Source organism: Pseudomonas reinekei (assembly GCF_001945365.1).
GTDB classification, from domain to species: domain Bacteria; phylum Pseudomonadota; class Gammaproteobacteria; order Pseudomonadales; family Pseudomonadaceae; genus Aquipseudomonas; species Aquipseudomonas reinekei.
This window is the reverse complement of record NZ_MSTQ01000001.1, coordinates 23,458-35,934: the sequence shown is the minus strand read 5'-3', so window position 1 is coordinate 35,934 and position 12,477 is coordinate 23,458. Positions and strand designations below refer to the sequence as shown.

Here is a 12,477-nt window from a genome sequence, read left to right as displayed (position 1 = left end):
ATGTTGGAATATTGTATAGTGCCTGCCTTGCGCCAAGCACAAGGGACAGATCTTTAGCGTCTCGGATATATGTTTATCGTATTTTACATACGTAGGCGAAAGAAAAAGACTTTCCACTTTCCAAGCGGGCAAGCTCAGTGTGCGCGCCATTACGTCAAGATCAACAGATTGCGTGCATGCAAGGTGTATAAGTCTAGGATGGCTTTTAATACGCTGTTTAGAGTGACATGAATTGCGAAATATATCAATTAGCCTTTCACCATAAAGCACATTGTACAGCCCGAACCGGGATAATATTGAGTAGGCTGACTCAAACGGAATATACTTCGGAGAGGCAGAACAGTAACGGGGCTCCACCGCTTCTCCATTAATATCCAATGTGATAATCACGAAACTACATGCTCGGATTCGTTTTTTTCATATTTCCGCCAGCTGCCAGATACCAGGACTCTTTAATCACCTCCTTGCAAAGGTCCTTGGAAACTGAGAATTCGGGCTGGTCACGTTCTGAGAAATCCGTCATCAGAATTTCGATTGTTTTGGTAAAATATTTCATTGGAATCTCCATTCGACTTTGAAAGCCAATTCCTTCGTATGACTCTTTGAAGGCGTCCCATAAGACATCAACAGATGAGGCCAGTCGAAATCCGTTTGCATAAGCTAGGGGGAAAAAAAATCGCGTATAAGTCCAGTTCGTATTCGCCGGAAATACGGAGCTATCGTAGTAACCGAGGCATGTCTCGAAGTCCACCCTGTCAAGGATGCCTCTGAATGCATGCTCGTATAGCATAAAGCGATCTAGTATCGCATCCTTGCCCGCCTTCTCGAGTGCTGCCTTCTGGTCTATTAACTCTTTCTGCCCAACGAGTATGGGCAACAACGTAACGCCTCTGAGATTCAAATCATTGTAAATGTCTTTTATCCATTGGTAGTGAGGCAACATCATGCGCTGCGCCTCGTCTATGAACAAAATAAAAAGTCCACGCGGATCCTTCTTTGCTTCCTCAGCCATAAGTTCGACAAGGCGGATGTGTTTAATAGTCACAGAACATTGTTGCTTTGCTAGTTTGTGATGTACAACTTCCAAGAGCGTGGTGTAAAATCCGCCCTTGTTCGGAGATATCTCATCTTTTGTATTAAATATCGCTACAGGCATTTGAGGGAACTCCGCCTTGAGACAGTGCTGGCAATACATCATTGCACTTGTTTTACCATAGCGAGGATAACCGTATATGACGAGCCCTGAATCCCTATGACGGATGACCTTCAGAACCAATGCATACGTAGCGCTTATCGAATCAGTCGGAATTAGGTAGCGTTCCAGGCTCAACGGATGCAGATAGGGCTCAATTGGTCTGAGTTCACCGATATCCATGAAAAATCTCCTCGTTAAAATGTAAACACTTTTGTCAGCCGAGGTGGCTTTACACGCGTATCTACATCTTCTTCGTGGTTCGAACTAAGTGGCGGCGCAGAGTCTTTAAATACGCTGCCAGACTGTTTGAATAGAGTAGTGGCGACGCTGCGCGATACACCCTCCCCTGCAACTTTACTTCGGCGGAATGCATCATGCACGGTTTCGTTACATTCGAATTTAAGCTGTCCATCCTTGATCGCCTTGCACAGTTCAAGGCGAAGCTTAAGGCTATGGGGAGTTCGAGACCAAGGGTCCGGCGGTATCAGCATACCAACTAAGGATCCTGCCTCATCCAACAAGCGGACTATCGAGATGTCCGTGCGCGAATATTCTATGAACATAGTTCGCCCGGTCGAGTCGCTACGTAATATCTCCGCATTCCGGTATTTTAGATAGGCGAAATTAACGTAAGCGCCTCCATATTTCGAGGAGCTTTTAATCACCACCTTTTCGCGAACCATAACGAACTCGTCTGCATTTTGGAATTCTTCAGGCAGTGAGTTGGCGGGCATAGCTCGCGCACTCATCCTTAAATGAAATATGTCAAGCGGAGTGTGCCCTTGCAGGGATGAATGCGGCCAGCCATTGTAATCTGATAATACAATATCCAACGCACTGTGTAGCTCATCCAACGTGATGAGCAACTTCAAGGGATCTTTCGACTTCGGTGAAAGTCTCTCAATGATTTTATCCAGACTATTACTGCCTGTCGTCCCTATGACTCGGTGGGAAAAATGCTCAGTTAAAAACCTAAAAAACCGTTCTATAAAAGGTCGATCATTTGGAACGTGTACTCTGCCGAACTCAGCTACGCAGCCGACACGGTCTTGAAGTACTGTTAATACGTGTTTAGCTCTATGTGCCCAAGCGTTATCCAGCTTAAGCGTAGACCAGGTTTCCCAGGCGCAGCCCTCTTCAGACGGGAAACCACCTTCCATCATGTAAGATGTTTCGGGTATGCACAGTGGAGGCCGGCGGTGAGGGGCCATTGAATTGTAGACAGCTGATAAAAGATCTATCTGATCATAACTTCGTCCAAGTGCAATCGAATAGCCAAGCACGCAACGAGAAAATACATCAATCAGTGTTATGAGCCAAATTCTTAAAATCTCATATCGCACGGGCTGGCCATACCGATCGGTCTCTTCAATTACAAGTCGAATATCAACTTCGTGCCCGTCCGCTTCAACATCCTCCATGATATCGGTAGGCGTTACAATATCTCGCACTCTTGATTCGTTGTAGTCAGCTTCGGACTGCGATTTGAGAGTTTTCGCAGTTTTGATCAGATGAGATCTGAGAGCCGACCTCGCTTTGGTCTTTCTACAGAAGGGATACTTTGTATCCGGTATCTCAAGAGAGGCACAAAGGGCCAAAAATGCGGAGTGCAGCACAGCAAAGTGCTCCCCCCCCTCTTTGCGCGGTTTATACTTGCGCGCCTGAGCACCCAACCACTCCCTGAGGGCATTGTGCTCATCGATTAGCTGTTGAAAAACGCCTGCGTCGCCCCTCTCCTCGGAGTCGACCTGCTGTTCTATCTCTTTCAAGCGGTTATATTTATCAGCTGAGTTTCGCCAGTAAGGTATGGCGCCTTTGAAACCTAGCACCCGTCCATCGTCGTCTCGGGACTCACAGCGTTTGATCATTCGATACAGCGTCGACCGATGAATTCCATATTTTTCTTCCACCTCCTCAACGCTTGCATCTTCATTCAAATAAGCTTTGATTGCATTCACACGTGAGAGCGCATCAGCCCGCAGGTCTTCAGGTATGAGGTCGGCATCAACGGGTGGCCAGAGATTGCAGTCGCCACCATCGACCTTGAACTGAACCCGTGAAAACCTCTTACCTTGGCTCATGAGCGTCGCCTCTGATCTCGAATCTCATCTGGCCATAGATCTTTGTGGTCTTAATATCGGGAACGTTTATTGAGCCGCGGCGGACCATCTCAAAGAACAACGCCGCTGCTCTGTCTGCGAAATCCAGATTCAGTGCCCGAATGGCATCTTGCACCGTCCTAGCGTTATCTCTAACAATTCTCAAGCCACGATCCAAATTTCGGTTAGTCAACGAATCGCGTCGTTTAACAATATAGGACAACATATTTAAATAATTAACCGATTCTACCTGTCGGCCATCCAAAAACTGCCGCCCTATGAACTCAATACAACTTCCATTTTTTTTCGCCGTAGCTAATTATTTCACTACGAACATCTTCGTTGATGCCTTTTTCAAAAAAAACCAAACAATCTGATACGTTAGTTTCATAGGCTACCGGAATAGCGAATTTTCCGTAGGTGCTCGTGAAAACCTGCTCATTGAGTCTCAGAGATACCGCTAATGGATCGAATTCCACTGAAGCCCATCGCCAGAGGCTGGCGCGGTTGAAGAACTTCACCCGCTCATTCTTTTTCAAACTGAACGCCACAAATTCTGGCGCCCCCTTTGGACGAAGACACGATTCAAATGAAACAAATGTAGTCATTTTCATCATCCTGCTCGACTCGACCGCTGCATAGTCGATTTAAAACAGTAGCTTACAAAGTTTCACATTTGCGCACCGGCCGGGCGTTTCGCAAATTTACAGAAATTATGCTCCAGAGGCCTTTTTTGGCTTAGAATATTTGTTAGTTAAAAATTCATATTTAGCTGAATAGGCTATAACGCACGCTGATAAAGACAAAATCTTTATCTGCAATATTCAAATATGACCAAAAATTGAGATAACATATGCAAAAAACAATAGTCGAACAAACGGCTAGAAAAGTTTCAAATTCAAAATTTCGCTATTTTACAGAATTGCAAGGTCAAAGGTACCCGGAAGTGAAGATCGAAATTTCAGAGAAGTAAAAATCTAAATTGCGGAATTGTTCCTGCATTTGGATATTTCCTTCCATCTCAGTGCTACTGGAACGTCCTGAGATTGCGCGCAGCCTCTGGCTGGGCCAACCAGCTTGAAGGCCGCACCATTCCCACTGGTGGCTACTTTGGCACCAAGACCTTGTCGTACACGGTACGCGAGCCCGTCGGCGTAGTCGGTGCCATCGTGCCCTGGAACTCGCCGCTGATGATCACCGTGTGGAAGCTCGCCGCATTGCTGGCGGCTGGCTGTACCGTCGTGATCAAACCATCGGAAGAAACCCCGCAGTCGGCCCTGCTCCTGGCGTTGCTGGCGCAGGAAGCCGGCTTCCCGGACGGCGTGATCAACGTGGTCACCGGCTACGGCAACGAAGTCGGTCGCGCCCTGTGCGAACACCCGGATGTCGCCAAGATCAGCTTCACCGGGAGTCCCGAGGCCGGGCGTGAAATCCAGCGCACCGCCGGGGTGCTGTTCAAGCGCGTGGCCCTGGAATTGGGCGGCAAGAGCCCGCAGATTGTGTTCGACGATGCCTCCTTCGACGACGCCCTGCGCGGCTGTACGCTCGGTCTGTTTGCCAACCAGGGCCAGGTGTGTGCAGCCGGTTCGCGGATCCTGGTGCAGCGCAGCCTCGCCGAACGTTTCGGTGCCGCACTGGCCGAGGCCGCACAGGCCGTGAACGTGGGCGATCCTCGCGAGCCCGGCGTACAGATGGGCCCAGTGGCCAAGAAGGCGCAATTCGATCGCGTCAACCGCTACATCCAACTGGGTATCGACCAAGGCGCCACACTGCTCGCCGGCGGCGTCTCGGCGCCTAAGAAGGGCTGGTTCGTGCGCCCGACGATCTTCGCCAACGCCCGCAACGACATGGAAATCGCCCGGGACGAGATCTTCGGTCCCGTCGGCACCCTCATTACGTTCGACAGCGAAGACGAAGCGATCGCCCTGGCCAACGACAGCAGCTACGGCCTAGCGGCCACGGTCTGGACCCGCGACCTGGTCAAAGCGCACCGTGTCGCGGCAGCGGTGAAAGCCGGCGCCGTGGGTATCAACTGCTGGAGCCCATTGGACGCCAACCTGCCTTGGGGTGGCGTCAAGACCAGCGGTATCGGGCGTGAAGGCGGGTTCAGCGGCGCGCTGGCCTACACCGAGGAGAAAGTCATCACCGTGCTGCTGCCGGCCTGAGCACACGCCTTGACCTGACCGAGCCACCCTCCAACGTTGAGGGTGGCCATTGAACCGTGCATCGCTCCGTGGAGAGCCTGATATGAACCCAATAGATCAACCGACAATCGATCGGTACCCGACTTCCTTGCGCATGCTGCACTGGGTGCGTGCGGTGCTGGTCCTGGGCCTGCTGTGGGTCGGCTGGCACATGACCGGCATGAATGATGAAGTGGCGAGCAAATACGAGCTCTATTACCCGTGGCACAAGTCCTTCGGGGTGTTGACGTTCCTGGTGGTCCTGACTCAGCTCGCCGTGCGTTTTCGCACCCCCAAGCTGCCGCAGCCACTGGAAACCCTGGCGGGGTATGAACGGTTCCTGTCACGCCTGACGCAGCGCGTGATGTACGTGCTGCTGGTGATCGTGCCGTTGATGGGCTACTCCATGTCGAGCACCTACACGATGAGCGACGGGGTGTTCTTTTTCGGGGTTAACCTGCCGGAACTGTTGCCAAAGAATGACGATTGGTTTGCGGTGTTCCAATGGCTGCACAAAGTCCTCGCCTATACGTTGCTGGTCCTGATCGTGCTGCATGTGGCGGGGGCCCTCAAGCATCGCTTCTACGACCGCGATCCGCGCAACGACGTGCTGCGCCGCATGCTCTGAATGCATGAGGCGTTGACGCAAAACGTCAACGCCTGCCTGGACCTGCAACAAACCTCAATGACGACTCAGAACGTCGCCCACACAATGAACTGCATGTACGCGTTGGTCGACGCGCTGCCGCTCTGCCCGCCTCCGTTGCCAAACCATTTCTCGGGTTTATAGAGGCCGATCAACGGCGAGAGTGTGACGTTATCCGTGACCAACCAATCCAGGAACAGGTCCACCTCCCGCGCCGCGAAATCCCGTTCATTGCGACGGGACAGTTGGTGGTAGTCAAAGGCCATCGCGTTCAGGGTCAATTTCTCGGTTGGCCGAACAGAGAGCAGCACGTCGTTGATCTGCATATTCGACGTTACTGAACCGGCGTAGTTGGACGCGATTTTACCCTGGAAGCGTTTGCGAAAGCCGCCCTGGAACAGGAAATCCCACCCTTAGGAATCAGGCCAGGGACATGAAATAACGTGGTAACGGGCAGGGTTCCAGGCTAATGGGACCCTGTCCTGCCCACCGTCCGTGCGGGTCGCGCAAAGCTGTCCTGGCCGTCGCTCCCTAACCAAAGCGTGGCATCCTTCCACGCCCCGACGGTCACTAACTCTTCCAGGGTTTCCAGCAGGATTTTTTCCCAGCTCAATGCCAGGCGACTGCTCCTGCGCTCCTTGAGCGTGGTCAACGAAACCGTCGACCGAATACCTGGCCTCTCGATGGCATGGCCGACCAAGATCCCCTTGGCGATATCTTCCTGCACTGCCGCATGGGCCAGGATCGAGTACCCCATGCCTTCCGCCACCATGCGCTTGGTCAGGCTGACACTGTCAACGTCGAATATCACATTCAAATGAAATCCGCTCTGCGCGGCCACTTGTTCAATCAGCCGCCGGTTGCTGTGGGGCAAGCCGGGGAGGATCAGCGGGAAATCCGCCAACCCCATGATGCGCACCGATTTCGGCGCTTCGCCTGGCGGCCCGACCAGTACCATTCGCTCACTGAAAATCGGCCTGACATCAAAGGCCTCAAGCAACGGCTGGTTGTACACCACCGCGACCTGAATGCGTCCATCCAGCAACCACTCCTGCAGCGACGTGCTCAAGCCTTCCAGTACATGCAATGAGGCCTTGGGCCAACGCTCGTGAAAACGCCGGATCAACTGCGGCCCGACGATGGTCCCGATCGCAGGGGGCAGCCCGATTGCCAGGTGCCCGCGCTCCTCGACCGCGCTGTTACGCACATGGTCGGCGGTTTCTTCCATGTAGCGCAGCATGACGTCCGCGCGCTCCAGCAGACGTGCCCCGGCGGCCGTCAGTTCCACTCCCCTGCCATGGCGAATGAACAGTGCAACCTGAAGCTGCTCTTCAAGCTTGGCGATCTGCCGACTGAGCGCCGGTTGAGCGATAAAAAGCTCTTTTGCGGCTCGGCTGAAGCCGCCGCACTGAGCCACTTTTACAAAGGAGCGGAGTTCTCGAATGTCCATCGTACTCACCATGCCGTAATGGCATAGCTTTGTATCAAAATAAGGTTTTTGTGCCTAGACTTAGTTTTTTCTATGCTCAACGCAGATAGCTGAAGGCCCAGCTCGCCCTTCAAGGGACGTGTTACCACAAGAATAATGATGCCCACTATTGGGTCAGGAAATGCCATGAATCAGTTAAAGAAGCTCCACGTGCAGGTGCTGATCGCACTTGTCGCTGCCGTCATTCTCGGTTTTGCCGCACCACAATGGGCGGTCGCCATGAAGCCCCTCGGACAAGCGTTCATTGCCTTGCTGAAAATGATGCTGGCGCCGATCGTCTTCGTGACCCTCGTGCATGGTCTTACCCACGTTCAGGACATGCGTAAACTCGGGCGGCTCGGTATCAAATCGCTGGTCTACTTTGAAGTGGTCAGCACGGTGGCGATGCTCATTGGCTTCATCCTCGTAAACGTCGTTGAACCGGGAGTGGGCCTGCATGCGACCAGCCTGAATGAGTCCAGTGAGGCGATCAAGGCAACCTCCGCCGCAGGCGGTGTGTCCATGATCAACTACCTGCTGGGCCTGATCCCTCACACACTGGTCGACGCCTTCGCCAAGGGCGACATCATTCAAGTACTGATTATTTCAGTGCTGGCCGGTATAGCGATCAATCGCGTATGCGCCCCGGATTCTGTCGCGGTAAAAGCCCTTGGCGAAGCGCAGAACATCCTGTTCAAAATGCTCAGCTTCATCATGAAGCTCGCTCCTCTGGGTGCGTTTGGCGCCATGGCTGCGGCCATCGGCAGCTACGGCGGTGACACCCTTCTCTACTTGCTCAAGTTGATCGTTGTCTACTACGCCGCCTCGCTGATCTTCGTGTTCGGCATTCTGGGGTCGATCAGTTGGTCCATCGGCTTGCCGTTCGGCAGCGTGCTGCGCCTGATTCGCGATGAAATCCTGCTGGTATTCGGCACCGCCTCCGGCGAAGTGGTATTCCCACGACTGATCGAAAAGCTCAAGCGCAGCGGTTGCGATGAAGTGGTGGTCGGTTTTGTGCTTCCAGCAGGTTATAGCTTCAACCTCGACGGCACCGCGATCTACATGGCGATTGCCATCGGCTTCATCGCCCAGGCCACCGACACACCGTTCTCGCTGATGCAGCAATTGGGTCTGCTGGCCATCCTGAGTATCACCTCCAAGGGCGGAACCACCGTGGCAGGCGGCGCCTTCATCAAACTGGCCGCGACTCTGCAATCAGTGCAAACCCTGCCGCTGAGTGGCCTCGGGCTTCTGTTCGGCATCGACCGCATCATGGCCACCGCCACCGCCCTGACCAATATCGTCGGCAACACAGTCGCGGTATTCGCCATCGCCCGCTGGGAAGGCGCCTTCAACCCTGAAGACTTCGAGCGCGAAACCGGCCGTAAACCGAGCCGCAGCCTGCTGCGCCCGCCGGTGGAAGCCCAGTCGGCCGAGTTGCCCATCGAGCCGGCGCATAAACCTCATATTCAGTCACCGCGTCCCTGACAGGAAAGCTCCATGAATCGTCTGCCCCCTATCGACCCGAACAACCTCAGCGATGCGCAGCGCCCGGTCTACGAGCGCATCGCCAACGGCCCGCGCAAAGGCGTGCGAGGCCCCTTGGCCATCTGGCTGCATCGGCCTGAACTGGCCGAGTGCGCCCAGGCGTTGGGCCGCTACTGCCGCTATGACACCTGTCTGGATCCGCGCCTGTCCGAGTTGGCCATCCTGATGATGGGGCGCCACTGGCTCGCCGAATACGAATGGGCCGCCCATAAGCCGTTCGCGCTGGAGGCGGGTTTGGCGCCGCAGATCATTGATGCCATTCGCGATGACCTGCCGCCAGCGTTCGAAAACGCCGATGAAGCGCTGGTTTACCGCTTCATTCGCGAACTGCATGCCCAGCGTGCAATCAGCGACGACCTGTACGCCGAATTCACCGTGCTGTTGGGCACCGATGCGGCTGTCGACCTGGTCGGCATCGCGGGCTACTACAGCCTGATCTCCATGACCATCAAGGTATTCGAAGTGCCCCCGCCCGCCGGCGCCACTGCCGAACTGCCGACTACATTGAACTGAGGATATGTACATGACCGATACTCTTCCAAAAAGCGACCGTCTCAAAGGCAAGATCGCCATCGTCACCGGTGCCGGTTGTGTTGGCAGTGGCTGGGGCAACGGCCGAGCAGTCGCGGTGTTATTCGCCATGGCCGGTGCCAAGGTGTTCGCGGTTGATCGTGATCTCGGAGCCATGGAGGAAACGCTGCAGCGCATTCGCGATGCGGGCGGGGAAGTCACGCCTTATGCCTGCGACGTCACCAACACCCAGGCCGTCGCCGCAATGGTTGCCGCCTGCAAAGAGACCTATGGCACGGTTGATATTCTGGTGAACAACGTCGGCGGCTCGGCAGCGGGCGGCGCCGTTGCCTTGGCTGAAGAAAAGTTTGATGCGCAGATTGCCCTGAACCTCGGCAGCGTCTTCCTGACCTGCAAGCACGTGCTGCCACTGATGGAAGCCCAGGGCAGCGGTTCGATCATCAACACCGCCTCAACGTCCGGCATTCGCTGGACGGGTTCGGCCCAAGTGGCCTACGCGGCCAGCAAAGCCGGGATCATCCAGTTGTCGCGTGTGACCGCAGTGGAATACGCGCCCAAGGGCATCCGCGTGAACACCGTGGTACCCGGGCAGTTGCACACACCTATGGTCGAAGTACGCCTGGCCGGGCAACGCACCGGCGGTGATGTGAGCAAATTACTCGACACCCGCCTGGCCCGCATTCCCCTCGGGTTCATGGGCGATGGCCGCGACACTGCTTACGCGGCGTTGTACCTGGCCAGCGATGAATCGCGCTTTGTCACCGGCACTGAAATCATCGTCGATGGCGGCATGACCGCGCGTTGCGACTAAGTCACTGTAAAGGCTGCACAGATTGCAGCCCTGCCCACCTAACCAATCAGAGTCGAACATGGACGATCTATCTTTCGTTCAGGCGGCACGCCGTCTGTTCATTAAACGCAGCCTGATCGCTGCAGCCGGTATCGGCCTGGTTGGCGGTGCATCTGAGCAAACTTTCGGAGCCAACATGCCGATTTTATCCAACCCTGGGGGCGCGTGGGATTGCCACACCCATATCTACGGCCCTTGGGCTCAGTTCCCTCTACCAGCCGATGCAGCCTATACACCTGAACCGGCGCCTTTTACCGAGCTGCTGGCACTACATCGTCGGCTGGGCATCCGCCACGGCGTGCTGGTACAGGCCGCGCCGTATGGCACCGATCATTCTGCCATTTTGGAAGCGATTGCCAGCAGCCAAGGTGCGTACCGCGGTGTCGGCATCATTGATGAAACCACCACCGATGCGCAGTTGCAGGCGCTGCATGACGGGGGCCTACGCGGTATCCGTTTCAATTTGATGGGCCACCTGCCTGGCGCACGTGATCCTGAAAAACTGCGCGTTCTGGCTGAGCGCGTCGGCCCATTTGGATGGCATGTACTGGTGCATGGTGAATTACCTACGCTACTGCCTTTTCTACAAGCCTGGCGCGACCTGAAAACGCCGTTGGTCATCGATCATATGGCACGTCCGGACCTCACTCAGCCTGTTGATCCGTTGTTGATGAGTCAACTGCGTGCTGAGCTGGGCCATTCCAATCGCTGGCTCAAACTATCGGGCGTCGACCGCGCCATGCAAGGTCGGCCCGGCCCCTGGCCGCAGGCGCTGGACCAGGTTCGTGCGCTGCTTGAGTGCGCGCCGGAACGCGCTATCTGGGGGTCGGACTGGCCGCATCCGAACATCAAGGGGCCTGTGCCTGATGACGCCGCGCTACTCGCCTTCATTCGCCAGGTGTGCGACAGCCCTGCCCTGCAGCAGGCGGTCCTGATCGATAACCCGGCGCGCCTTTACACCTGACGTCTGCCCCTTGCGGAGTGACAAGATGAACGATATCACCTGGGCTCCCAGCGTGCGCGTGCCAGACCCAAGGGTGCGCGAACTGGACCCTCGATTTGCGCATTACCGTATTGCCCATGCCAAGGTCGAGCGTCTCGGCGGTGGTCTGCGCTGGGCAGAAGGCCCGGCCTGGTTTGCCGACGGACGCTTCATGCTGTTCACCGATTTGCCCAACGATTGCATCATGCGCTGGGACGAGGCCACCGGCGTCCTGGGCGTGTTTCGCCAGCCCGCCAACCAGGCCAATGGCATGACGCGCGACCGTCAAGGCCGCTTGCTGGTATGCGAACACGGCGGGCGGCGAGTGACCCGCACCGAGTACGACGGCAGCATCACGGTGCTTGCCGATAGCTTCGCGGGAAAACCGCTGAATTCGCCGAATGACATTGTGGTGAGGTCTGACGACAGCATCTGGTTCACTGATCCGCCTTTCGGCCTGATCAGCGACTACATGGGCCGTCAAGGTACGCCGGAACTGCCGGCCAACCTTTATCGCCTCGATGCGGATGGCACGCTGCACTGCGTCGCTGAAGACCTCGAAGGCCCCAACGGCCTCGCCTTCTCCCCAGACGAAAAAACCCTTTACCTGGTCGAATCCCGCGCGCATCCGCGGCGGATCGTGGCCTACAGCGTCGATAGCCAGGGCTGCCTCAGCCAAAGGCGCGAGCTGATTGATGCCGGCAGCGGGCTGCCGGATGGTCTACGCGTGGACGTGGACGGCAACCTCTGGTGCGGCTGGGGCGCACCGGAGCCAGGCATGGATGGCGTGCGCATCTTCGCCCCCGACGGCAGCGCCATCGGGCATATCGACTTGCCGGAGCGCTGCGCCAATTTGTGCTTCGGCGGGCCTCGCGGTAATCGTCTGCTGATGGCCTCAACCACTTCGCTGTATGCGTTGTTCGTCAACACCCGTGGCGCTTGAAACGAGCGCCTAAATAGAGAAGGTAGCACCAT

Annotated in this window: 11 protein-coding genes and 1 pseudogene; 7 read left to right on the top strand and 5 right to left on the bottom strand. The window is 55.6% G+C overall.

Annotated elements, in window-relative coordinates; genetic code table 11:
• Positions 1 to 394: 394 nt before the first annotated feature.
• From BVK86_RS00175 to BVK86_RS00160, 3 genes are all read right to left on the bottom strand, one after another.
• Entirely contained in the window at positions 395 to 1,375 is a 981-nt protein-coding gene (locus BVK86_RS00175; protein WP_075944484.1) for an ATP-binding protein, read from the bottom strand.
• Positions 1,376 to 1,389: 14 nt separating this feature from the next.
• Complete coding sequence (locus BVK86_RS00170) at positions 1,390 to 3,276, bottom strand: DDE-type integrase/transposase/recombinase (protein ID WP_075944483.1); 1,887 nt, start codon at positions 3,274 to 3,276, stop codon at positions 1,390 to 1,392.
• 302 nt (positions 3,277 to 3,578) lie between these two features.
• Positions 3,579 to 3,902, bottom strand: coding sequence for a hypothetical protein (locus tag BVK86_RS00160; RefSeq protein WP_075944481.1), 324 nt, complete (start codon positions 3,900 to 3,902; stop codon positions 3,579 to 3,581).
• Positions 3,903 to 4,331: 429 nt separating this feature from the next.
• Here BVK86_RS00160 and BVK86_RS00155 point away from each other — a divergent pair.
• Together BVK86_RS00155 and BVK86_RS00150 are read left to right on the top strand one after the other, a co-directional pair.
• Positions 4,332 to 5,459, top strand: a pseudogene (locus tag BVK86_RS00155) (aldehyde dehydrogenase family protein); the annotation flags it as partial.
• 82 nt (positions 5,460 to 5,541) lie between these two features.
• On the top strand, positions 5,542 to 6,105 hold the full coding sequence (locus tag BVK86_RS00150) for a cytochrome b (RefSeq protein ID WP_075944480.1): 564 nt from the start codon (positions 5,542 to 5,544) through the stop codon (positions 6,103 to 6,105).
• A 65-nt stretch (positions 6,106 to 6,170) separates the two neighbouring features.
• Here the strand turns inward: BVK86_RS00150 and BVK86_RS00145 are convergent, their stop codons facing one another.
• The gene (locus BVK86_RS00145; protein WP_231977880.1) at positions 6,171 to 6,449 is read right to left on the bottom strand and encodes a hypothetical protein; all 279 of its coding nucleotides are present in this window, start codon (positions 6,447 to 6,449) and stop codon (positions 6,171 to 6,173) included.
• Between the two features lie 140 nt (positions 6,450 to 6,589).
• A complete protein-coding gene (locus BVK86_RS00140) occupies positions 6,590 to 7,573 on the bottom strand; it encodes a LysR family transcriptional regulator (RefSeq protein ID WP_075944479.1) in 984 nt (327 codons plus the stop codon).
• A 165-nt stretch (positions 7,574 to 7,738) separates the two neighbouring features.
• Here BVK86_RS00140 and BVK86_RS00135 point away from each other — a divergent pair, with 165 nt between their 5' ends.
• Genes BVK86_RS00135 through BVK86_RS00115 form a run of 5 tightly spaced genes read left to right on the top strand, consistent with a single transcriptional unit; the run spans position 7,739 to position 12,445 of the window.
• Positions 7,739 to 9,079, top strand: a complete 1,341-nt coding sequence (locus BVK86_RS00135; RefSeq protein WP_075944478.1) for a cation:dicarboxylate symporter family transporter — start codon at positions 7,739 to 7,741, stop codon at positions 9,077 to 9,079.
• A 12-nt stretch (positions 9,080 to 9,091) separates the two neighbouring features.
• Positions 9,092 to 9,652: a carboxymuconolactone decarboxylase family protein gene (locus BVK86_RS00130; protein ID WP_075944477.1), complete on the top strand. Its 561-nt coding sequence runs from the start codon at positions 9,092 to 9,094 to the stop codon at positions 9,650 to 9,652.
• Positions 9,653 to 9,662: 10 nt separating this feature from the next.
• Positions 9,663 to 10,481, top strand: coding sequence for an SDR family NAD(P)-dependent oxidoreductase (locus tag BVK86_RS00125; RefSeq protein WP_075944937.1), 819 nt, complete (start codon positions 9,663 to 9,665; stop codon positions 10,479 to 10,481).
• A 22-nt stretch (positions 10,482 to 10,503) separates the two neighbouring features.
• On the top strand, positions 10,504 to 11,484 hold the full coding sequence (locus tag BVK86_RS00120) for an amidohydrolase family protein (RefSeq protein WP_244160018.1): 981 nt from the start codon (positions 10,504 to 10,506) through the stop codon (positions 11,482 to 11,484).
• A gap of 25 nt (positions 11,485 to 11,509) precedes the next feature.
• Complete coding sequence (locus BVK86_RS00115) at positions 11,510 to 12,445, top strand: SMP-30/gluconolactonase/LRE family protein (protein ID WP_075944476.1); 936 nt, start codon at positions 11,510 to 11,512, stop codon at positions 12,443 to 12,445.
• The last annotated feature ends 32 nt before the right edge of the window (positions 12,446 to 12,477 follow it).